The organism is Burkholderia sp. MR1-5-21, assembly GCF_053427715.1.
Map to the genome: position 1 here is coordinate 73,991 of NZ_JBSAXD010000033.1, position 23,850 is coordinate 97,840.

17 protein-coding genes are annotated in these 23,850 nt (G+C 65.9%); 15 read left to right on the forward strand and 2 right to left on the reverse strand.

Features of this window, described 5'->3' with window-relative positions; translation table 11 throughout:
• Positions 1-55: 55 nt before the first annotated feature.
• The 15 genes from ACV229_RS32945 (at position 56) to ACV229_RS33015 (ending at position 21,415) form a co-directional block, all read left to right on the forward strand.
• Positions 56-541 (forward strand): aminoacyl-tRNA deacylase, encoded by a 486-nt coding sequence (locus ACV229_RS32945; RefSeq protein ID WP_448087273.1) that lies wholly within the window; start codon positions 56-58, stop codon positions 539-541.
• Positions 542-1,412: 871 nt separating this feature from the next.
• Positions 1,413-2,111 carry an energy transducer TonB gene (locus tag ACV229_RS32950; RefSeq protein WP_448087274.1) on the forward strand — a complete coding sequence of 233 codons (699 nt, stop codon included), beginning with the start codon at positions 1,413-1,415 and terminating at the stop codon, positions 2,109-2,111.
• Between the two features lie 88 nt (positions 2,112-2,199).
• Complete coding sequence (locus ACV229_RS32955; RefSeq protein WP_448087275.1) at positions 2,200-3,105, forward strand: MotA/TolQ/ExbB proton channel family protein; 906 nt, start codon at positions 2,200-2,202, stop codon at positions 3,103-3,105.
• A gap of 20 nt (positions 3,106-3,125) precedes the next feature.
• Positions 3,126-3,548, forward strand: a complete 423-nt coding sequence (locus ACV229_RS32960) for an ExbD/TolR family protein (RefSeq protein ID WP_448080400.1) — start codon at positions 3,126-3,128, stop codon at positions 3,546-3,548.
• Between the two features lie 58 nt (positions 3,549-3,606).
• Positions 3,607-4,038 (forward strand): ExbD/TolR family protein, encoded by a 432-nt coding sequence (locus ACV229_RS32965; RefSeq protein WP_448087276.1) that lies wholly within the window; start codon positions 3,607-3,609, stop codon positions 4,036-4,038.
• Between the two features lie 16 nt (positions 4,039-4,054).
• Complete coding sequence (locus tag ACV229_RS32970; RefSeq protein ID WP_448087277.1) at positions 4,055-5,245, forward strand: tetratricopeptide repeat protein; 1,191 nt, start codon at positions 4,055-4,057, stop codon at positions 5,243-5,245.
• Positions 5,246-5,598: 353 nt separating this feature from the next.
• A complete protein-coding gene (locus ACV229_RS32975; RefSeq protein WP_448087278.1) occupies positions 5,599-6,174 on the forward strand; it encodes a helix-turn-helix domain-containing protein in 576 nt (191 codons plus the stop codon).
• Positions 6,175-6,474: 300 nt separating this feature from the next.
• A complete protein-coding gene (locus ACV229_RS32980) occupies positions 6,475-9,309 on the forward strand; it encodes a TonB-dependent receptor (RefSeq protein ID WP_448087279.1) in 2,835 nt (944 codons plus the stop codon).
• A gap of 303 nt (positions 9,310-9,612) precedes the next feature.
• Entirely contained in the window at positions 9,613-11,580 is a 1,968-nt protein-coding gene (locus ACV229_RS32985; protein ID WP_448087280.1) for an extracellular solute-binding protein, read from the forward strand.
• A gap of 12 nt (positions 11,581-11,592) precedes the next feature.
• A complete protein-coding gene (locus ACV229_RS32990) occupies positions 11,593-12,645 on the forward strand; it encodes a microcin C ABC transporter permease YejB (protein ID WP_448087281.1) in 1,053 nt (350 codons plus the stop codon).
• Positions 12,599-13,711 carry an ABC transporter permease gene (locus ACV229_RS32995; RefSeq protein ID WP_448087282.1) on the forward strand — a complete coding sequence of 371 codons (1,113 nt, stop codon included), beginning with the start codon at positions 12,599-12,601 and terminating at the stop codon, positions 13,709-13,711. Before ACV229_RS32990 ends, ACV229_RS32995 begins: the two co-directional genes overlap by 47 nt.
• On the forward strand, positions 13,711-15,345 hold the full coding sequence (locus tag ACV229_RS33000; protein ID WP_448087283.1) for an ABC transporter ATP-binding protein: 1,635 nt from the start codon (positions 13,711-13,713) through the stop codon (positions 15,343-15,345). The genes ACV229_RS32995 and ACV229_RS33000 overlap by 1 nt, the downstream gene beginning before the upstream one ends.
• Positions 15,338-16,771: a TldD/PmbA family protein gene (locus ACV229_RS33005; RefSeq protein WP_448087284.1), complete on the forward strand. Its 1,434-nt coding sequence runs from the start codon at positions 15,338-15,340 to the stop codon at positions 16,769-16,771. The genes ACV229_RS33000 and ACV229_RS33005 overlap by 8 nt, the downstream gene beginning before the upstream one ends.
• Positions 16,771-18,132 (forward strand): metallopeptidase TldD-related protein, encoded by a 1,362-nt coding sequence (locus ACV229_RS33010; protein ID WP_448087285.1) that lies wholly within the window; start codon positions 16,771-16,773, stop codon positions 18,130-18,132. Before ACV229_RS33005 ends, ACV229_RS33010 begins: the two co-directional genes overlap by 1 nt.
• A gap of 121 nt (positions 18,133-18,253) precedes the next feature.
• Entirely contained in the window at positions 18,254-21,415 is a 3,162-nt protein-coding gene (locus tag ACV229_RS33015) for a multidrug efflux RND transporter permease subunit (RefSeq protein ID WP_448087286.1), read from the forward strand.
• A 147-nt stretch (positions 21,416-21,562) separates the two neighbouring features.
• On the opposite strand, the gene ACV229_RS33020 is transcribed toward ACV229_RS33015, so the two are convergent.
• Complete coding sequence (locus ACV229_RS33020) at positions 21,563-22,552, reverse strand: patatin-like phospholipase family protein (RefSeq protein ID WP_448087287.1); 990 nt, start codon at positions 22,550-22,552, stop codon at positions 21,563-21,565.
• A 139-nt stretch (positions 22,553-22,691) separates the two neighbouring features.
• The gene (locus ACV229_RS33025; RefSeq protein WP_448087288.1) at positions 22,692-23,132 is read right to left on the reverse strand and encodes a hypothetical protein; all 441 of its coding nucleotides are present in this window, start codon (positions 23,130-23,132) and stop codon (positions 22,692-22,694) included.
• Positions 23,133-23,850 lie beyond the last annotated feature (718 nt).

The window sequence follows — 23,850 nt, forward strand, 5'->3', positions numbered from 1 at the left end:
CTGAACAAATCCGGTGCGAACGCCGTTCGCCCGATTCGCCCAGACGAGGTGTGCCATGTCCATGTCTGCCACGTTGCAGGATTGCCTGCGCCAGAAGTCCTCGCGGTACGAAGTCGTGTACCACCCTTATAGCCATACGAGCATGGAGACGGCTGCGGCCGCGCATATCCCCGGCGATCGCCTCGCCAAGACCGTGCTGCTCGAAGATGACGACGGCTACGTCGCGGCCGTGTTGCCGACGACGCATGCGGTGCGTTTGTCCGATCTTTGGGCGAAAACCGGCCGTCATCTCGTGCTCGCGAAGGAAGGCGAGCTGCGCGAACTTTTCAAGGACTGCGATGCGGGCGCGGTACCGCCGGTCTGCATGGCCTACGGAATGCAGACGTTCCTCGAGGACAACCTGGCGATGCAGCCGGAAGTCTATTTCGAGGCCGGCGACCATGAAGCGCTGATCCACATGACGCAGGACGAATTCCTGTCGTTGATGGAAACGGCCGAGCGCGCGCATTTTTCGCACAAGATGCAAGGCATGGTGTCCTGACGGGCGGAGAGCGCCCGGCAGCGGCGGATGCCGGATGTCTCGCGCAAGCGCTCCTTGCGCCCCGGTTTCGGGCGCAGGGAGCGCTTGCCGCGCGCGGATGAATGGAGGGTGTCGCCACCCCATCCGTCATCGATAGTCGTTGCCAATACAACAGTTTGTTGTACGAAATGTATCGGTGCGGTTGATCGACTGAAGAGGCAGCCAGGGATTGGGTTTGAACGCCTTCGGCGTAGCGTGAAAGGCGAGGCGTGCGCCTGCGGTGCCCGTTCTTCCTTTCTTCCGTCCGTCCGTCAATTCCCGGATGAGTCAATTTTGGTGCGATGCACGATTTATTTGGTGCAGTGCGCGAAACTGGTGCGCATTTATGTCAAAGACACTTAATAAGTCGAATCGCCATACAAATTAATTACTGTTTTAATAATAAATGTTTGACGCATGCTTACTAAAATATTATTTGAATAAACACTCCAAACTTTGTTTTGAAGCATCAAATAAAGTTTGACGGCAAAATTTTTTCCTTGCTATCTTCTGCACCCAAGATGAACGGCGAGATTGACATCGGCGTGTAACGAACCCGGATTGAACCTGGATTCGTCACACGAAACATGGCGACGCGCCAGCTCGGCTGACAATTGCCTGAACGTGGCCTGAACGTGCGGGTGCGGAGCGCCAGACGTAACGTCGAGCCGCGCCGGCCGAAACGATTCCTTGAAAACGAAAGAATTGGAATCTGAATTTGAATCTTTCAGTTAGGATTGCTAATTGAATTTGAAATGTAATTTCGGGTTTATGCGGAGGCGGCGCCGACCTGGTTCCGTCACCGGCTGAAACCGCGAAACTGGGCGAATCGCTTGGGGGAAGGATGGTGGGCATGAAAGTCGAAGAACATCTGGCTGCTTCGAACAGCGGGCTTGCCACGCTGGGGCGTCCGCGAGAATTCGGCAGGAAGCAGCAGAATCCGGTGCGCCGGTTCGGTGGCATCGCGATCGTCCTGCTGTTGCACGTCGTGCTGATCTATGCGTTGCTCAACGGCCTCGCGACAAAAGTCGTCCAGGTGATCCAGCATCCGATCGAGACCCGCATCATCGAGCCGGTCAAGCCGCCACCGCCGCCGCCGATGCCCGTCGTCAAGCTCCCGCCGCCGAAATTCGCGCCGCCGCCGCCGCCGTTCGTTCCGCCGCCGGAAGTGCAGGTGCAGGCGCCGCCGCAGGCGACGATCACGCACCAGTCGGCCCCGGTGCCGTCGGCGCCGGCCGTGCAGGCGCCGGTCGTGGCGCCCCCCGCGCCGGCGAAACCGGTCAGCCATGACGTGGGCGTCGTCTGCCCGAATTCGGACACGCTCCGCGCCTCGATCCAGTATCCGAAGGAAGCGCAGGAAAACAACATCACCGGCGACGTGACGATCGAATTCGTCGTGGATCCGGAAGGGAATATCACGAACGAGCGCGTGGCCCAGTCGGCGGACCCCGTACTCGATCGCGCGGCCTTCAACACCGTCAAGCGGTTCAAGTGCGTCGCGCAAGGCCAGGCAGTCCGGGTTCAGGTGCCGTTCTCGTTCAATCTGAATTGATGCAGTGGGCGATCCGGCGCGCGCGCCGGATCGGGGAAAACCGTCTCGAACGGTAATCTTAAGTTCAACGAAAGAATCGGAGTGGGGTATGACGAAGCGTTCTCTGGCCGCGCTGGCGGCAAGCATGTTGATGTCCGTCGTGGCAGTCGACGGGTTCGTTGCACCGCAGCTTGCTCACGCGCAAGCGAGCGCGTCGACGGCGGCGGCCGGCACATCGACGCAGGCCGCGGCGCCCGCGCCGGCGCCTGCGGCAGCCGAGCCGGCCCCGCCGCCGGCGCCGGCCACGACCGAGGCGGTCGAGAATCCTTACGGGCTCGGCGCGCTATGGAAGAACGGCGACTTCGTCGCACGCTTCGTGCTGATCCTGCTGGTGATCATGTCGATGGGGAGCTGGTACATCATGATCACCAAGTTCCTCGAGCAGCTGCGTGCGAACCGCCGCGCGAAGCTGGCGGACGCACAGCTCTGGTCCGCGCCGTCGCTGGCGGAGGGCGCGAAACTGCTCGACGAGGCGTCGCCGTTCCGGTTCATCGCCGAAACCGCGATCGAGGCCGGCGAGCACCACAACGAGGCGCTGCTGGAGGCGGTGGACCGCAATACGTGGATCGACGTGTCGGTCGAACGCTCGATCACGAACGTGTCGAACCGCATGCAGGACGGGCTCGCGTTCCTGGCAACGGTGGGGTCGACGGCGCCGTTCGTGGGACTCTTCGGCACGGTCTGGGGGATCTATCACGCGCTGACGGCGATCGGGATCGCGGGGCAGGCGTCGATTGACAAGGTCGCGGGCCCGGTGGGCGAGGCGCTGATCATGACGGCGATCGGCCTCGCGGTCGCCGTGCCGGCCGTGCTCGGCTACAACTTCCTGGTCCGGCGCAACAAGTCGGTGATGGAGCGGGTCCGCAACTTCGGCGCCCAGCTGCACACGGTGCTGCTGGCAGGCAGCAAGCGTCCGGCGCGTGTGGCGTCGCCCGCGGCGTCGCTGGTGAACTGATCGGCTGACGGAGACGCGCGATGGCCATGAACGTCGGGCAGGACGATAGCGACGAGGTGATCGCCAACATCAACACGACGCCGCTCGTCGACGTGATGCTGGTGTTGCTGATCATCTTCCTGATCACGATTCCGGTCGTGACGCACACGATCCAGCTTCAGCTTCCGAAGGAGACGATACAGCCGCTGCAGACCACGCCGAAGAGCATCGAGATCGCGGTGAACCGCGACGGCGACTTCTTCTGGGGCGAGCAGCTGGTGGACGGGCCGACGCTGCTCGCGAAGCTGAAGGACGTGTCGCAGCAGCAGCCGCAGCCGAGCGTCCACGTGCGGGGCGATCAGAACACGCGCTACGAGTTCATCGGCCGGGTGGTCACGATGTGCGAGCGGGCGGGGATCGCGAAGCTGTCATTCATTACGGAACCGCCGGCGCGCGGCGGCTAGCTTGGGATGGGAGCGGAGCAAGCGCTGAAGCGCCAACTCTGATCGACAGGAGTCAAGAATGGGAATGAACGTGCCTTCGGGCGGAGGCGGCGGAGAACCGGACGTGATGGTCGACATCAACACCACGCCGCTGATCGACGTGATGCTGGTGCTGCTGATCATGCTGATCATCACGATCCCGATCCAGATGCATTCGGTGAAGATGGACCTGCCGGTGGGCAATCCGCCGCCGCCGGCGACGCCGCCGGAAGTCGTGCAGATCGACATCGACTTCGACGGCACGACGACGTGGAACGGCGCACCGGTGCCGGACCGCGCGGCGCTCGAGTCGAAGCTGACGCAGGTGGCGGCCGAACCCGTGCAGGCCGAGATCCATCTGCGGCCGAACAAGCTGGTGCCGTACAAGGACGTGGCGGCCGTACTGGCGTCCGCGCAACGCGTGGGCGCGACGAAGATCGGCCTGATCGGAAACGAGCAGTTCATGCAATGACGAAACAGGCGAGCCGATGAACCAGCGACGATGGAAACGGATGATGGCGCTGACGGCGCTCGGCGCGGTGTGCATGCTCGGCCGGCCGGCGTTCCCGGCGGACGCGCTGCGGCCGGACGTGGCGAAGCCGTTGGCGGCGGCACAGGAGCTGTACCGTGCGCACAAGTACCGTGACGCGCTCGGCAAGATCGCGCAAGCGGCCGCCGTGCCCAACCGGACGCCGTACGAAACCTACATGGTGGAAGAAATGCGCGGTGCCGCGGCGATGGCGGCCGGCGACACCGGCACGGCCGCGCAGGCGTACGAGACCGTGCTGAATTCGGGGCGGCTGTCGGCCGAGGACGAGCAGCGGACGACGGCGGCGCTGGCGGGCATTTACTTCCAGCAGAAGAACTACCCGCTGGCGATCCGGACCGCGCAGCGCTACCTGAAGGCCGGCGGAACGGATCCGGAAATGCGCACGCTGCTCACGCAGTCGTACTACCTGTCGAACGACTGCGCCCAGGTCGTGAGCCAGCTGAAGGCGAGCACGGATGCGCAGGTGAATGGCGGACACGCGCCGGACGAAGGGCAGTTGCAGATGCTTGCAACGTGCGCGCAAAAGGTGAAGGACGGCAACGCGTACCGTCGCGCGCTCGGCCTGCTGGTTGCGTACCACCCGAGCCCCGCGTACTGGGACGAAATGGTGTCGGCGATTCGCGGTAGCCCCGGATATCTGTCGTCGCTGGATCTCGACATCTTCCGGTTGCGCAGGGCGACGGGCTCGCTGACGACGGCCGACGCCTATATGGAGATGACGCAGCTCGCGCTGGTGGCGGGGTCTCCCGCTGAAGGCAAGCAGGTGATCGACCAGGGGTTCGCCTCCGGCGTGTTGGGCAAGGATGCGCAGGCGGACCGCGAGAAGCGGCTGCAGGTGCTCGCCGCCAAGCGCGCACAACCGGGCGCGGACGCCGCGAACCCGGTTGCGCCGATCGACGCAGGCATGAACCTCGTCTTTGCCGGACAGGCCAAACAGGGGCTGTCGATGATGGAGCAGGCGATTGCGAAGGGCGGGCTCGAGCATCCCGACGCGGCCCGGCTGAGGCTCGGCGAGGCGTACTACGTGGCAGGCGAGAAGGTGTGTGCGGTACAGGTGCTGCGCACGGTGAAGGGCGCGGACGGATCCGGGGATCTGGCGAAGCTCTGGACCGCGGTTGCGTCCAGGTAGCGCAGGCGTGAGCGACGGCGTGCGACGCTGGCTTGGCTGACGAGCGCGATACCGCGTGGCGTTGACGGGACGCGAAGCACGCCGAGCGGGCGCGCCGCGTGGCAGCGCTATCGCATGGCAGTCAGGCCGGACGAGGAAAAGGGGCAGCCTTGTTAGTTAGTAAACCGAATGAAATGGATGCTGGCCGGGCAGACGCGAAGCGGGGGAACCGCTTCGCGCAGCGCCCCGCGTGCGCCCGGCGGCGAAAGGCGGCCGGAAATCGCACCGGGAATCGCGTCGGGTCGGCCATCGCATGGCATCGGGCAAGGTTCGCCGACATCAAATCGATTTCGACTGCGAGGGTCCGTCTTTCCATGGTTTTGCCACCCGATGAGTCGGTGCTTGTCGCCGTTTCGCTAGGTAACAAGATTCGGGCGCTGCGGCAGCGCCTGAAGCTTACGCTCGATGAAGCGGCTGCGACGGCGGGTATCTCGAAGCCGTTCCTGTCGCAGGTCGAGCGCGGCCGCGCGACGCCGTCGATCACGTCGCTGGTCCGGATCGCGAAGGCGCTGGGCGTGACGGTCCAGTATTTCATCGACACGCCGACGGAAGCGCGATCGGTGTGCCGCGCGAATGCACTGCAGTATTTTCAGTTTGCGAACTCGGCCAGCTCGTTTGCGCGGCTCACGAATCTCGTGGATGGCCGGAAGCTCGACGCGATTCTCGTCAAGATGCCGGTGGGCCAGTTGCCGTCGGAAGTGACGTCGCATGCCGGCGAGGAGTTTCTCTACGTGATGCGCGGGCAGGTCGCGCTCACGCTGGAGGAACGCACGTTCACGCTGAATGCGGGCGATACCGCGCATTACGAATCGACGATGCCGCACGCGTGGCACAACACGGCCGACGAAGAGGCCGTGATCGTCTGGGTGGGCACGCCGCGGTTGTTCTAGCGGGACGGCGCGCGAACGTCAACGTCGCATGCCGGACTCGCGATCCATCGAATCAGAAAATCAGAAAGAAAGCAGAAAGACAAGAGAAGTGCGCTCAATGTAAGTAATTAGTATGGCGAAGTAAATAAATGAACGGTAGTACCGCGCGGCCTTTGTGCCCTGCGGCCGATCCGTTCGCATCACGGCGGTTGGCAGGGGCAATGGCGGGTTCCGGTACACGGGCGCCCAGGAAGCGCGAGGGAGTTCACAAGGTTCCGACGCGCAGCGGGTGGGGTCTTACTGACGAGCGAGAGGGAAAAGATGAAGCAAAGAGCATTGGCGTTGGCCATCAAAAGAATAGTCTGGGCGGAACTGGCACTGACGGCCGTATTGGCGCCGCCGGCGTTCGCCCAGAGCCAGCCGGCGCCGGGCGCTGTCGCGGTCGCGGATGCGGTCGCGAACGGCGCGCCCGTGACCGTCGCGCAGGCGGGCGGGACGGCCGCCCAAACGGGCGGCACTGCGGGCACGTCCGCTGCCGCGGGCGCGGCGGCGCCCGAAGCCGCATCCGGCACGGCGGCCGGCGCGGCTGCCGGTGAGGCGGCCCCGGCCGCGCCTGCGGCAAACGGGCAGGGCAAGGTCGCACAGATCAAGCGGTTCGAAGTGACGGGCTCGCTGATCCGGCAGTCCGACAAGACCGGTTTCCAGCAGGTGCAGACGATCACGCCGAAGGAAATCCAGGCCAGCGGCGCGGTGACCGTCACCGACTTCCTGCGCGACGCGTCGGCCAACTCGGCGAACAGCTGGGGCGAAGGGCAGTCGGGCAACTTTGCGGCCGGCGCCGCCGGCATTGCGCTGCGCGGCCTGTCCGAGAAATACACGCTCGTGATGATCGACGGCCAGCGTGTGGCGCCGTATGCGTTCTTCTCGAACAGCGTCGATTCGTTTTTCGACCTGAATACGCTGCCGCTCAACGACATCGAGCGTATCGAAATCGTGAAGACGGGCGCCGTGTCGCAATACGGCTCGGACGCGATCGGCGGCGTCGTCAACATCATCACGAAGCACAACTTCCGCGGCCTGCAGCTCGACGGCAGCCTCGGCAGCGCGATCAACGCCGGCAACGGCGACGGCACGGCGAAGTTCGGCATCCTGGGCGGCTTCGGCGACCTGAACTCCGACCGCTTCAACGTGACGGCGGCGCTCAGCTACTACAAGTCGAACGGCTTCACGCTCGCCGACCGCGATTCAACGCGCGACCAGGACTTCACGGGCAAGCCGGGCGGCCTCTCGCTGCTCGCACCATCGTACTGGAACATGCCCGGTGGCGTCGCGCAGGCACTGACCGGCGGCTGTCCGTTCGGCGGCTCGGTCCACCCGGCGGCATCGAACTCGCTGTCGGCCGGCTCGCCGGGCACGGTCTGCGCGTACAACACGGCCGAAAGCACGTCGATCCTGCCGATGACCGAACGCCTGAACGCGAAGCTCCATGCGGACTTCAAGGTCAACGACACGACGACGGCGTTCGCGGATTTCCTCGAAAGCTACAACACGACCACGACCAACGACGGGCTGTGGAACAACGTCATCGGCAACCCGCAGAACCCGGCGCTCGTCTGGAATCCGCAGACGCAGCTGCTGTCGCCGTTCAACACGGTCGTGCCGGTGACCAATCCGTACAACACGACGGGTGCGGCCACGCCGCTCACGTACGCGTTTCCGAACACGGTCGCGCAGAAGACCTGGGCCAACTACTGGCGCGCGGCCGCGGGCATCAAGGGTTCGTTCACGCTGCCGTACGGTGACTGGGACTGGGCGACGTCGGTCAGCCATTCGCAAAGCACGGTGTCGAATGTCTTCACGAACCAGCTGAACGTCAACGCGCTGAACAACATCTACCAGAACGGCACGCTGAATTTCGCGAATCCGGCGGCGACGCCGAACGCGTTCAACGGCCTGTATCAGGAAGCGAACAACCTCGGCATCTCGAAGCTCGATACGATCGACGCGACGCTGTCGACGCCGAACCTGTTCCACCTGCCGACGGGCGACGTCGGTATCGGCTTCGGCGCGCAGTTCACGCACCAGAGCGAAACGCTGACGCCGGGCTCCGAGTACCTGAGCGGCGCCGTCATCACGCCGGACCTGGAGACGGTGGATGGCCAGCGCAACGTCGCGGCCGTCTACTACCAGATCAACATCCCGATCCTGCAGAACCTGACGTTCAGCCAGTCGGGCCGCTACGACCACTACACGGACGTCGGCGGCGCCTTCTCGCCGCGCTTCGCGTTGCGCTATCAACCGATCCAGGCGCTGACGCTGTATACGTCGTACAACCGCGGCTTCCGCGCACCGACGTTCGTCGAGGACAGCAAGTCGCAGACGCTCGGCATCCAGGTCGACCCGGCCACCGGCCAGAACTACACGTCGATCACCGTCGGCAACCCGAACCTCGCGCCGGAGCGCACGCGCAACTTCAACATCGGCTTCCAGCTGTCGCCGAGCCGCTACACGGACTTCGGCTTCGACTGGTACAAGATCCGCATCGACAATGTGATCGGGCAGGGGGCGCCGTCGAAGATCGCGATCGACCCGACGACGGGCCAGCTGCTGTACAAGGTGATTCCGTACCAGAACCTCGGCTACCTCGACACGAACGGCTTCGAAAGCACGTTCCGCCAGGGCCTGCCGATCAAGGGCTGGGGCACGGTCACGCTGTCGGGCGACTGGGCGTACATCAACAGCTACAAGATCGGTTTCCCGGGCGGCACGCCGGTCAACGGTGCGGGCAACAACTTCACGATCACGCAGCCGTTCGGCGGCAGCTTCCCGCGCTGGCGCGGCAACACGACGCTCGACTGGAACTACCACGGCTTCGATACCGCGCTGACGTGGGAATTCACGGGCCCGTACGCGCAGAACCTGCTGCCCGCGCCGGCGCCGCAGAAGGTCGGCTCGTACAGCCAGTTCAACCTGATGATGACGTACACCGGGTTCAAGAACTGGACGATCTACGGCGGCATCAACAACATCTTCAACCGCACGCCGCCGTACGACCCGATCTTCGCGAACGGCACGCTGGACCAGAGCGGGTACGACACGTCGCTGTATTCGTACATCGGCCGTTTCGCGCAGATCGGCGCGACGTACAAGTTCTGATGACGCGCGCGGAGAACTGACAGGCTTACGATAGGCCGCTCCACTGCCTGAATCCACCCCTTCGGAGCGGCCTCTTTTTGCCTGGCGCCGCAGCGGCCCGCAACCGGGACGCGCGACGGCGCACAGCAGTACCCGATCTTCGGGAACACGGACACAACGCAGGGCGAGGCCGCCCGGCGCCGCGACGGCGCCGTCGGCATGCGTCCGGCACGGGCATCGACCGCGCGCAGGCCACGAACCGGCGCGCTTCTGGGCAGGCTGACGATGAGACTGTTGAAGTGGCGAAGGCCACGCACGCCGCACATGCCGCAAACGCGTCGCTCGCCGCAATTGACGTCGCGTTTGACGCAATCGGCGCGCCCCGCGACGCGTGCGCGCGCATGCGTACCGAACGGCGTACGCAACGGCGTGCGAGCCGCTCTGTTCGCCTGCGCGGTGCTGGTCGCCAGCGGCGCGATGGGGCAAGCGGCGCACGCCGTGCCGGCGATCGCGCAATACGGTCAGCCGAAGTATCCGCCGGGCTTCACGCATTTCGATTATGCGAACCCCGACGCGCGGGACGACGGCACGCTCAACTTCGAGAACTACAACGAGGCGCAGAGCTACGACTCGCTGAATCCGTTCCTCGTGCGCGGTTCGCCCGCGCCGGACATCCAGAACCTGATGTTCGACACGCTGATGCAGCGCAGCTGGGACGAGCTCGCGTCCGAGTACGCGCTGATCGCCGACGACGTCGACGTGGCGCCCGACCGGAGCTCGGCGACGTTCCACCTGAACCCGGCCGCGCGCTTCTCGAACGGCGACCCGATCACCGCGGCCGACGTCAAGTATTCGTTCGACACGCTGACGAGCCCGCAGGCGTCGCCGCTGTTCAACGCGCAGTTCTCGGTCATCCGGCGCGCGGTGATCGTCGACCGCCGGACGATCCGCTTCGAGTTCAAGCATCCGGAGCGCGATGCCGCGCTGATCGCGGGCGACCTGCCGGTGTTCTCGCCGAAATGGGGGCAGCGCGCGGACGGCACGCGGCCGCCGTTCGACCAGATCGCGACCGTGCCGCCCATTGCGAGCGGCGCGTACCTGATCGAGCAGCGCCGGAACGACAAGCAGATCAGTTACGTCCGCAATCCGCACTACTGGGCGGCGAACCTGCCGTCCCGGCGCGGGATGTTCCGCTTCGCGCGCGTGTCGTTCAAGCTGTACCTCGACCAGTACACGCAGCTCGAGGCGTTCAAGGCCGGCGACACCGACGCGCGGATGGAATACAGCTCGACGCAGTGGGCGCGCAAGTACGTCGGCAAGAACTTCCGCAACGGGATGCTGAAGAAGGGCGAATTCCCGGACGGCCCGGCGCAGATGCAGGGCTTCATGGTGAACATGCGCAAGCCGATGTTCCAGGACGTGCGCGTGCGGCACGCGCTCGCGCTGGCGTTCGACTACGACTGGATGAACCGGATGATGTTCTACGGCCAGTACCGCCGCACCAACAGCTTCTGGGAGGCGAGCCCGTTCGCGGCGTCGGGGATGCCGAGCGACAAGGAGCTGGCGCTGCTCGAGCCGTATCGCGCCGAGCTGCCGCCGGAGGTGTTCGGCCCGATGATCAAGCAGCCGTCGACGCTGCCGCCCGGCTCGCTGCGCGAGAACCTGAAACAGGCGCGCGACCTGCTCGCGTCCGCCGGCTGGCACTACAGCGACGGCGCGCTGCGCGACGCGAACGGCACGCCGATGACGATCGAGATCATCGACGACCAGCCCGGCATGGACCGCCTGATCCTGCCGTATATCCAGGCGCTTGCGACGCTCGGCATCCACGCGACCATGCACGAGATCGACAGCGCGGTCTACCAGAAGCGCCTCGACAGCTTCCAGTACGACATGACGACGTACATCTATCCGCCCGTCACGATCCCGGGCGCCGAGCTGACGCGCCGCTTCGGCAGCGCGGCGGCATCGCAGCCCGGCTCGGAAAACTATCCGGGCGTCAAATCGAAAGTGGTCGATGCGCTGATCCGCGCGGCACTGTCGGCCGACACGCTCGACGATCTCGAGACCGCGACGCACGCGCTCGATCGCGTGCTGATCAACCTGTACGTGCTCGTGCCGCAGTACTACCTGCCGAACGCACGGATCGCGTACAAGTCGACGTTCGATCATCCGCGGATCGTGCCGGCTTCCTATCTTTACGAGGACTGGATCGTCGACTACTGGTACTTGAAGCGGCCGCCGGCTGAATCGGCGAACAAGCCGGCGGCGAATCCAGGCCCGGCGGCCTGACGGGGGGCAACGATGCTGGCATACATACTCAGACGGCTGCTGCTGATGATTCCGACGCTGATCGGGGTGGTGACGATCACGTTCGTGGTCACGCAGTTCGTGCCGGGCGGGCCGGTCGAGCAGGTGCTGACGCAGCTGCGCCACGGCGGAGCGCGCGGTGGCGAGGCGGGCAGCGGCTCGGGCGGCTATCACGGCAGCCAAGGCGTCGACCCGCAGCAGATCGAGCAGATCCGCAAGCAGTTCGGCTTCGACAAGCCGCCGCTCGCGCGCTATGTGCTGATGCTGAAGAGCTATGCGACGTTCGACCTTGGGCAGTCGTACTACGCGCATCGAAGCGTGTGGGAGGTGATCCGCTCGAAGCTGCCCGTATCGGTCACGCTCGGGTTGTGGACGGTGATCCTCACGTACCTGGTGTCGGTGCCGCTCGGCATCGCGAAGGCGGTGCGCAACGGTTCCCGGTTCGACACCGCGACGAGCGTGATGGTGCTGGCCGGCTATGCGGTCCCGGGCTTCGTGCTCGGCGTGCTGCTGCTGATGCTGTTCGGCGGCGGCACGTTCTGGCAGGTGTTCCCGATGCGCGGGCTCACGTCGGACAACTTCGACGAGCTGACGCTCGTCGGCAAGGCGCTCGACTATCTGTGGCACATCGTGATGCCGGTGACGGCGTCGGTGATCGGCAATTTCGCGATCGTCACGATCCTGACGAAGAACACGTTCCTCGAGGAAATCGGCCGGCAGTACGTGCTGACCGCGCGCGCGAAGGGCGCGCCGGAGCGCGACGTGCTGTGGAAGCACGTGCTGCGCAATGCGGCGATTCCGCTGCTGACCGGGCTGCCGGCGGCGTTCGTCGGCGCGTTCCTGAACGGCAACCTGCTGATCGAGACGCTGTTCTCGCTCGACGGCATGGGGCAACTGTCGTACGACTCGGTGATCCGCCGCGACTACCCGGTCGTGCTCGGCTCGCTGTTCCTGTTCACGCTCATCGGCCTGCTGACCAAACTCATTGCTGACGTCTGCTATGTCCTCGTCGACCCCCGCATCCAATTCAGCCGCCTGGACCACTGACCAGGCGTGCGCCGCCTGTGCGGCATCGCCGTCGCCGTGGCGGCGCACGTGGCAGCGTTTTCGCGCGCAGCCGCTCGGCTACTGGAGCCTCGTGATCTTCGCGGCGCTGTTCGCGCTCAGTCTGTGCGCCGACGGGCTGTCGAACGACCGGCCGCTGATCGTGCGCTACGACGGGCACTATTACTTTCCGATCGTGAAGGACTATCCGGAGACCGAGTTCGGCGGCGACTTCCCGGCGAAGACGAACTACCTCGATCCGTATATCCGCACGAAAATCGAGTCCGGCGGCAACTTCGCGATCTATCCGCCGAACCGCTACCGCTTCGACACGATCGACTACTTCGCGTCGCGGCCGTATCCGGCGCCGCCGTCGGCGAGCAACTGGCTCGGCACCGACCAGTTCGGTCGCGACGTGCTCGCGCGGCTGCTGTACGGGTTCCGGCTGTCGGTGCTGATGGCGTTCGCGCTGACGGTATCGGGCGTGCTGGTCGGCGTGCTCACCGGCGCGCTGCAGGGCTTCTACGGCGGCCGCACCGACCTGATCGGACAGCGGCTGATCGAGATCTGGAGCGCGCTGCCGGACCTTTACCTGCTGATCATCTTCGCGTCGATCTTCACGCCGTCGCTGTGGCTGCTGTTCATCCTGCTGTCGATGTTCGGCTGGCTCGTGCTGTCCGACTACGTGCGCGCCGAATTCCTGCGCAACCGCGCGCTCGACTACGTGAAAGCGGCGCGCACGATGGGACTCACGAATGCGCAGATCATGTGGCGCCACGTGCTGCCGAACAGCCTCACGCCCGTGATCACGTTCCTGCCGTTCCGGATGAGCGCGGCGATCCTGTCGCTGACGAGCCTCGATTTCCTGGGCCTCGGCGTGCAGCCGCCGACGCCGAGCCTCGGCGAGCTGCTTCAGGAGGGCAAGAACAATCTCGACGCGTGGTGGATCTCGATCTCGGCATTCGCGGCGCTGGTGGTGACGCTGCTGCTGCTGACGTTCATGGGCGACGCGCTGCGCAACGCGCTCGACACGCGCGCACGCGGCTCGGCATTCGGCGGAGAGCGTTGATGACGAACGCATTGCTGCAGATCGACCGGTTTTCGGTGCGCTTCGGCGCGAAGGTGGCCGTGCAGGAGCTCAGCCTGTCGATCGGCCGCGGCGAGCGCGTGGCGCTCGTCGGCGAGTCGGGGTCGGGCAAGAGCGTGACGGCGCTGTCGATCCTGCGGCTCGCGCAGCAGGCGACACTGTCGGGCCGGATGCTGTTCGACGGCGAGGACCTGCTCGCGAAGACCGAACAGCAGATGCGCGGGATCCGCGGCGCCGATATCGCGATGGTGTTCCAGGAGCCGATGACGGCGCTGAACCCGCTGTACACGATCGGCAAGCAGATCGCCGAAAGCCTGCGGCTGCACGAGGGGCTGCGGCCGGGCGACGCGCGCGAGCGCGGGATCGCGCTGCTGCGGCGCACCGGGATTCCGGAGCCGGAGCGACGGATCGACAGCTTTCCGCATCAGCTGTCGGGCGGGCAGCGGCAGCGCGCGATGATCGCGATGGCGCTCGCGTGCCGGCCGCGGCTGTTGCTGGCGGACGAGCCGACGACCGCGCTCGACGTGACGGTGCGCCAGCAGATCGTGGACCTGCTGATCGAGCTGCAGGAGCAGGAAGCCGCCGCGCGCGGGATGGCCGTGCTGCTGATCACGCACGACCTGAATCTCGTGCGGCGCTTCGCGCAGCGCGTGGCCGTGATGGAGAAGGGCGTGCTCGTGGAGACGAACACGACCGATGCGCTGTTCTCGAACCCGCAGCATCCGTATACGCAGCGCCTGCTCGACAGCGCGCCGCAACGGGCCGTCGAGCCGGTCGCTGCTGGCGCGCGCACGATCCTCGACGTGAAGGATCTCGCCGTCGATTACCGCATCGCGGCGAAGGGCTGGCGTTCGGTGTTGGGAAAGACGACGTTCCGGGCCGTGCACGACGTGAAGCTGAGCCTGAAGCGCGGCGAGACGCTCGGGATCGTCGGCGAATCGGGCTCGGGGAAATCGACGCTCGCGTCGGCCGTGCTCGGATTGCAGCGGCCGTCGGCCGGCGGGATCGAGATCGACGGCATGCCGCTGGACGTGCTGCGAACGACGCGCGGCCGGCGCACGTTGTACGGCAGGATGCAGGTCGTGTTCCAGGATCCGTTCGGCTCGCTGTCGCCGCGGATGACGGTCGAGCAGATCGTCGGCGAGGGGCTTGCGGTGCACCGGCCCGAGGTGGACGGGGACGCGCGGCGTGCGCGGATCGCCGCGCTGCTGCAGGAAGTCGGCTTGCCCGCCGAGTCGATGCTGCGCTATCCGCACGAGTTCTCCGGCGGCCAGCGGCAGCGGATCGCGATCGCGCGGGCGCTCGCGGTGGAGCCGGAACTGCTGGTGCTCGACGAGCCGACGAGCGCGCTCGACGTATCGATCCAGAAGCAGGTGCTGAATCTGCTGACGAATCTGCAAAAGAAGTACAAACTGAGCTATTTGTTCATCACGCACGACCTCGCGGTGATGCGCGCGATGGCGCACCGGGTCATCGTGATGAAGGCGGGGCGCGTGGTCGAGGAAGGCGATACGCTCGACGTGCTTCACGCGCCGTCACATCCGTATACGCAGGCGCTGCTCGCGTCGTCGATGCTCGCACCGGAGCGTGGCCTGCAAGAGAGCGCAGATGATTGACGAGAACTGGGCGAAGCGCGCCCAAGGGTTGCGCAGCGATGCAGATTTCTGGTCGCTGCGCATCGTCGACGAGACGATCGACGAGCACGCCGTGCGCAACGATGTCGCGCAGCCATATTCGCGCACGCGCGAACGCGGCGCGATGCTGACGGCCTGGGCCGGCGCGGGCGCCGGCTACGCGGCGACGGCCGACCTGTCCGCGGCCGGGCTGCAGGCGGCGCTCGATGTCGCGACGGCGCGTGCAAAGGCGAGCGCGCCGTGGTCGCTGGTCGATCATCGGCACGCCGCGCGTCCGCACGCGGGCGGCACGTATGCGTCGCCGGGCGTCGACAGCGCGTTGCCGTCCCGCGCCGAATGGATCGAGCGGCTCGCGCATGAATGCGCGGCCGCGAATCTCGACGCGCGCATCGTCGAGCGCACCGCGAGCGTGATGGTCACGCACACCGAGCAGTTCTATGTGACGAGCGACGGCGTGCGGATCGACCAGCGGTTCCGCTTCCTGATGCCGGAGCTGCAAGCCGTCGCGCACGGCGACGGCGACACGCAGGTGCGTTCGCTCGGCCAATCGGGCACGCTTGCGCAGGGCGGCGTCGACGTGCTCGCGCGCTACGGCTTCGACGGCGCCGGCGCGCGCGTCGCCGACGAGGCGCTGCAACTGCTCGCTGCGCCGAACTGCCCGTCCGGCCGGCGCGACCTGCTGCTGATGCCGGACCAGATGATGCTGCAGATCCACGAGTCGATCGGCCATCCGCTCGAGCTCGACCGGATCCTTGGCGACGAGCGCAACTTCGCCGGATGGAGCTTCGTCAAGCCGGAGATGATCGGCCAATACCAGTATGGTTCGCCGCTGCTGAACGTCACGTTCGATCCGGAGCCGGTCGCCGAGGCCGCATCCTATGCGTTCGACGACGACGGCACGCCCGCACGCAAGCAGTACCTGATCCGCAACGGCGTGCTCGAGCGGCTGCTCGGCGGGGCGCTGTCGCAGCAGCGCGCGGGCCTGCCGGGCGTCGCCAACTCGCGCGCGTCGAACTGGAACCGGGCGCCGATCGACCGGATGGCGAACCTGAACGTCGAGCCCGGCGACCAGCCGCTCGACGCACTGATCGCGGGCATCGAGCACGGGATCCTGATGCGCACCAACACGTCCTGGTCGATCGACGACCACCGCAACAAATTCCAGTTCGGCTGCGAATTCGGGCAACTGATCGAGAACGGCCGGCTCACGCAGGTCGTCAAGCGCCCGAACTACCGCGGCATCTCCGCGCAGTTCTGGCGCAGCCTGCGCGCGGTCGGCGACGCCAGCACGTTCGGCATCTACGGCACGCCATACTGCGGGAAGGGCGAGCCGGCGCAGATCATCCGCGTCGGCCATGCGTCGCCGGCCTGCGTGTTCGCCGACGTCGACGTATTCGGAGGCGCGTGATGACGGGATTCGATACGACGGCGCAAAGCGGCGGGATCGACTGGCATGCGCATTTCACCCGGCTCGCCGACGAGGCCGAGCGGCTGACGACGCCCACCGAAACCGTGCTGCTCGGGTTCTCCGGCGAAACCTCCGACTTCGTGCGCTTCAATGGCGGCAGGATTCGCCAGACGGGGCGCGTCACGCAGGGGCGGCTTGCCGTGCGGCTCGTCGACGGCGCGCGGCAGGCGCGCTCGTCGCTGACCGTCTGCGGCGATCCGGCTGCCGATCTGCCCGAACTCGCGGCGGCGCTCGCCGTGTTGCGCGCCGGGCTGCGCGACGCGCCGGACGATCCGCATCTGCTGTTCGACACGTCGGCCTGGAAACTGGAGACGCGCCGCGCCGGCCGCCTGCCCGATGCGGACGGGCTCGCGCGGGTCGTCGCCGAATGCGCGCGCGGGCTCGACTTCGTCGGCTTCCATGCGGGCGGCACGCTCGTGCGCGGCTTCGCGTCGTCGACCGGCAGCCGTGGCTGGTACGAGGTCGCGAACTTCGACTTCAGCTGGTCGCTGTATGACCCGAGCGGCCGCGCGATCAAGACCGTCTATGCGGGCGACGACTGGAGCGACGCGGCGTTCGCGGCGAAGGTCGACGCGGCCGCCGCGCGGCTGCCCGTGCTCGGGCGCACGCCGAAAACGCTGACCCCCGGACGCTACCGCGCCTATTTCGCGCCGGACGCCGTCAACGAGATGACGAGCCTGCTCGGCTGGAGCGGTTTTTCGGCGCGCGCGCACGCGAGCGCACGCAGCCCGCTGCACCGGCTTTATGCGGGCGACGTCGCGCTCGACCCGCGTGTGTCGATCGCCGAGGATTTCTCGCTCGGCATCGCGCCGGCGTTCAACGCGGACGGCTATCGGCGCGACAGCGTGCCGCTCGTCGTCGCGGGGCGGGGCGCCGGGCAACTCGTATGCGCGCGCACCGCGCGCGAGCACGGGCTCGTGCCGAACGGCGCCGGCGACGACGAAACGCCGCAGTCGCTGTCGATCGCAGGCGGCACGCTTGCCGACGCCGATGTGCTCGCGGCGCTCGACACGGGACTCTATGTCGGCAATCTGTGGTACCTGAATTTCTCGGACCCGATCGCGTGCCGGATGACGGGCATGACGCGTTTCGCGACGTTCTGGGTCGAACGCGGGCAGATCGTCGCGCCGGTCGATGCGATGCGGTTCGACGACAGCTTCTACCGGCTGTTCGGCCCGGAGCTCGAACAGCTCGGCGCGACGCCGGCGCTGCTCGCGAACGACAGCACGTACGGCGAGCGCGCGACAGGAGGCGCGAAGGTGCCGGGCCTGCTCGCGCGATCGTTCGAGCTGACGCTGTAGCGCGATGACGTCCTCAGTCACGATGCGGCGTCCCGCCGGTTCGATGCGCCGTGCGCGCAGCGCGGCCGTATGCGCTGCCGGGCCGCTGGCCATCCGCTGACCCACCGTTCACCGTACGCCAATGCCGTCATTCTTCATCGACCGCCCCGTCTTCGCGTGGATCGTCGCGCTCGCGATCGTCGTCGCGGGCGTGCTCGCGATTCCGCAGCTTCCGATCGCGCAATATCCGCGCCTCGCGCCACCGCGGGTCGTGATCACCACGACGTATCCGGGCGCGTCGACGGAGACGGTCGACGGCGACGTCGGCAGCATCATCGAGGAAAGCCTCGACGGCGCCGACGGGCTGCTGTACTACGAGACGAGCAGCGACGGTCACGGCGACCTCGAGATCGACGTGACGTTTGCGCCCGGCACCGATCCGGACATCGCGCTCGTCGACGTGAACAACCGGCTGAAGCAGGTCGAGCCGAGGCTGCCGCAGCAGGTCGTCCAGCAGGGGATCGGCGTGTTCAAGGCGGCGAACACGTTCCTGATGCTCGTCACGCTGACGTCGACCGACGGCACGCGCGATTCCGCGCAGCTCGGCGATTACCTGAACCGCTACGTGCTGCGCGAACTCAAGCGAGCGCCGGGCGTCGGCGCGGCCGAGCAGTGGGACGCCGATGAAGCATTGCGGGTCTGGCTCGATCCGCAGAAGCTGCGCGAATACGATCTCGGCGCCGACGACGTGATCGCGGCGATCGGCACGCAGAACGCGACGGTGACGGCCGGCGCGATCGGCGATGCGCCGTTCGTGCGCGGCCAGCAGCTCACCGCGTCGATCATCGTCAAGGGGCAGCTCGCGTCGCCGGAGGAGTTCGGCCGGATCGTGCTGAAGTCGAAGCCGGACGGTTCGGCGGTGCGCGTTGCCGACGTCGCGCGCATCGAAATCGGCCGCGACGACTATTCGTTCTATTCGCGGCTGAACGGCAAGCCGGCGGCTACGGTCGGCATCCAGCTCGGCCCGCGCGGCAACGCGCTCGAAACGTCGAACGCGATCCGCGCGCGGCTCGCCGAGCTGTCGAAGACGCTGCCGCCCGGCGTCGCGGTCGAGATTCCGTTCGACGGCGCGCATTTCGTGAAGATCGCGATCCGGGAAGTCGTGCTGACGCTCGTCGAGGCCGTCGTGCTGGTGTTCTGCGTGATGTGGCTGTTCCTGCGCGACCTGCGTTACACGCTCGTGCCGACCGTCGTGATTCCCGTCACGCTGATGGGTGCGTTCGTCGCGATGTGGGCGTTCGGGTTGTCGATCAATGTGTTCACGATGTTCGGCCTCGTGCTGGCGATCGGCATCCTCGTCGACGATGCGATCGTCGTCGTCGAGAGCGTGCACCGCGTGATGGAGGAGGGCGCGTCGCCGCGCGATGCGACACGCCGTGCGATGAAGCGGATCGGCGGGGCGATCGTCGGCGTGACTGCGGTGCTGACTGCCGTGTTCGTGCCGATGGCGTTCTTCCCGGGCAGTGTCGGCGGCATCTACCGGCAGTTCGCGGTGTCGATGATTGCGTCGATGCTCGTGTCGTCGTTCATGGCGCTGTCGCTGACGCCTGCGCTGTGCGCGAACCTGCTGAAGCCGCTGCCGCGTCACGACGGCGTTGCAGGCCGCGCACGCCGGCGCGGCCTCGGCGCGCGTCTGGCCGACCGCTTCGGCGCGGCCTTCGCGCGTGCCGAGACCGGCTATCGTCGCGTCACCGTGTTCGCGGTGCGCCGCACCGGCGTCGTCGTGGCCGTCTACGCCGCGCTCGTGGCCGCGTGCGGACTGCTGTACTGGATGATGCCGGGCGGCTTCCTGCCGACCGAGGACCAGGGACAGCTGCAGGTGATGATCCAGTTGCCGGCCGGCGCCACGCAGGAGCGCACGCTTGCGGTCGTCGACCGCGTCGAAGCGATCCTGCACGCGGAGGCGGCGATCGCGAACGTGACGAGCGTGATCGGCTGGAGCTTTGCGGGCAGTGGGCAGAACGTCGGGATGGCGTTCGTCGAGCTGAAGGACTGGGCGCAGCGCGACGTCGACGCGATCGCGTTGCGCGACCGCCTCAACGAGCGCTTCGGCACGATCCTCGACGGCGACGTCGAGGCGGCGCTGCCGCCGTCGGTGCAAGGCATCGGGCACGCGGACGGATTCACGTTCCGGCTCGAGGATCGGGGCGGCGTCGGGCTCGACGCGTTGAAGGCGGCTCGCGAGCAGCTGTCCGAACGCGCGAAGGCGGACCCGGCGCTTGCCTCCGTGCATTCCGAGGACCTGCCGGACGCACCGCGCATCGAACTCGATGTCGATCGCGCGAAGGCGTATGCGCTCGGCGTGCCGTTCGAGCGGATCACTGGCCTGCTCGGCGGCACGTTCGGCTCGAACTACATCAACGATTTCCCGGCGTCGGGCCGGATGCGCCGCGTGATCATCGAGGCCGATCCGGCCGCGCGCGCGACCGACGCGCAGCTGATGGCGCTGACGGTGCCGAACCGGACCGGCGACATGGTCCCGCTGTCGGCCATCGCCGCGCCGCACTGGACGATCGGCCCCGTGATGCTGAATCGCTACAACGGCTATCCGTCGCTCGACATCAGCGGCAGGGCGGCGACCGGCACCAGCTCGGGCGCGGCGATGGCGGAACTGGAGCGGCTCGCTGCCGCGTTGCCGACCGGGATCGGCTACGACTGGGTCGACGCGGCGCGCGAGGAGCAGGTCGCGGCGCGGCAAACGCCGCTTCTCGTCGCGCTGTCGGTGCTCGCGGTCTTCATGGCGCTTGCGGCGCTGTACGAAAGCTGGACGATTCCGCTGTCCGTGCTGACGATCGTGCCGCTCGGCATGGTCGGCGCGATTGCGGCGGCGCTCGTGCGCAGCATGCCGAACGACGTGTACTTCAAGGTCGGGATGATCACCGTGATCGGGCTGTCGGCGAAGAACGCGATCCTGATCGTCCAGTACGCACGGGATCTCGTCGGACGCGGCGTGCCGCTGCGGCAGGCGGTGGTCGACGCGGCCGCCGCGCGTTTCCGGCCGATCGTGATGACGTCGATGGCGTTCCTGCTCGGCGTCGTGCCGCTCGTGCTCGCGACGGGCGCGGGCGCGGAAAGCCGTCGCTCGATCGGCACCGGCGCGTTCGGGGGCGTGCTTGCTGCGACGGTGCTCGGGCTCGTGTTCGCGCCGGTCGCGTTTCGTGTGGTCGCGTCCGTGGGCCGGCGTGGCCGGCGAGTGACGATGGCGAGGCGCGATGCGCGTCAGGCGGAGACGGTTGGGGAGTGATTGGGCGCGGTGGCGGCCGTGCCCCGTTAGTCTGCAGAAGTCTGTTTCCGATCGGGCTTCGACTGCTCGAGGGCTTCCGGCGCGCCGGAAACTGACATCTGCAAGCTAACGGAAGCATCGCGAAGCAGCGTGGCTATCGATGCGCGATCAGCGCCAGTATTGTTCTACCCACTGGCAAACGCGCTGCCACTCGGCGGATCTCATGTACGCCTGGGTTTCCCTCTCCAGTTCCGACGCCTTTTGCCAGTCGTCGAGCCCGACGGATTGACCGAGCACGAAATTTCCGCGCTGGTAGTTGTCGTTCAATATCTGCGCGGCCTGTTGTGCGGCGATCGTCGACGTCGTATCGATCGTCAGCCCGAGCAGGGCTGCTGCCGGTACGTTCCCGCTTTCGAGCGGCCACAGCCATTTCGAAACGCCCCAGGTCAACGGGTTGCCGACAGCGTTCGGGGGAATGCCCTCGGGGCTGATTCCGGTGCCAAGGGACAGCAGGCGCACATCGCCCAGATTGCCTGCGCGACGGCTGGCCAGCGCCTCGGCAATGGCGGACACGGAAGGATTGTTCGCGAATACGCCGCCATCGGCGAAATAGCCGAGCCCTGCGATTTCGTACGGCGGGAAATACGTCGGCGCGGCCGATGTGGCAAGTGCGGCGTCGAATATGCTGATGTCGCGATAGGCGTTGCCGTTTCCGTTGGAGAAGGTGCACGGCGCCCAGCTCTTTGTCGGTGGACTCCACAGGCGCGCCGAGTTGATCGCGACGAAGCGGGACAGATCGGCCAGCTTGCTGTTTCCGACCAGCGACTTGGCGATCTCCTGTAGCCCGGTGTTGACATACTGGCATTCGAACACGCCGGGTCCCGCCAGGACGTTGGTCTGTTCGAGTGCCGGCTTTTGTGCCAGCCACGCTCCGTTTTCCCGAAAGATCACCGAACCCTTCGTCCTATAGATATCGACGATCTCGGAAATGGATGCGCCGCGCGCCAGCCCCAGGGCGATCAGGCCGCCCGTGGATGTGCCGGCAAAGCCGTCCGCTCTCGCGATGATCCGGCTGCGCTGGTCGAGGTCCTGGATGAGCAGGGCGGTGATCAACCCTCGGATACCGCCGCCATCGCAACTGAGAATCTTGAAGGTCATCGTGCTTCCCCATTTTTGCTGGTGGGATGAATACGAATGGCGCAACCCGGCAGGCATCCCGCCCGTGTTGCCGGGGGGGACGCCCGCTTCCTGCGCTGTGGAGGCCGGGAACTCAAGCCGGCAGTCGAATCGTCGTGCGTTATGGCGCGTCGAAACCCACATCGAGCACGGTGTACGCATCCCACGCATACAGATACGCGTTGTCTTTGGAATAGAGCGACAGTTTCTGCTGATTGAAATCGGAAATCAAAATCGAGCCCTGGCGCGTCCATCCGCGTGCGCCTATCCAGTTATAGAACCCGACGTAGGCGTTGTTGCTGACGGACAGATATCGACTGGTGCCTTGGATCCGGTAATACGTAACGCCGTTGTAGGGATATTGTTCGAGCGTCAACGCTTTCGCGGCGGAATCGACGAGAACGGCCCATTCGCCGCCGTTTTGGCCAAGCCAACCCAACTGGACGCCGTCGTGATAGAGCGCCATTTTGAACCTGTCGACCGCGGCGGCGGAAAAAGGGGCAGTGTTGGCGAATTCGGCAAAGGTCCCGTGTGGCTTGCTTTCAATCGGATTGAGATTCATTTTTTCACCTTAACCTAGAAGAGGTTGGATGTTTCCCCGTTCCTTCGAGTAACGGCCTCATGCGCTTCGGACGCATGGAGCGCCGGCATCGTCGAAGGCCGCAATGCCGGCGAATTCCGTGGTTCTCCGATACGGCTGGGCGATGGCGGATCGGTCGTGATGGTGCCGGACAACGACAGTGGTCACCACCGCGTCGATCGGGACATGCCGGAGCGTTGGATCATTGAATGCCCGGCATTCCATTTCCTTCTATTGGCGTACTGGCTCCAATTCATGGGTGCCGGGATCTTGAAATGTCACTGCGCCATGAACAATTGCCGATTTCCATGACTCTTCGGATAGGTCAGGTGACGTCCATCGGAAAATCGAAATTCTTGAGCGTCGCTTTTTTCATTCTCGGTCGATTCGGCACTAGTGATTTATAGGAAATGAAATGCCGGATGACAAGGCGTTCGAGGAATGTGAATTAATAATCGAATTTAAAACAATCCGGGTCGACTTGAACGTATCTGAAACATTCGAGTTTCGTACGGCGCGTGGGTATGTTGCCGCGTGCTACGGATGGCCGGAAAGACCGGATACGCGATGACACGGTCACGCCATGTCCTTGGAAGCGGGATCACGCTTCAATGCCGTGATGTGAGGAAGATGCTGGACTTCTGGCGGTTATATGAGTTGACATAATCTCAATTATCGACAGTTTGGATTGTAGCGGCTA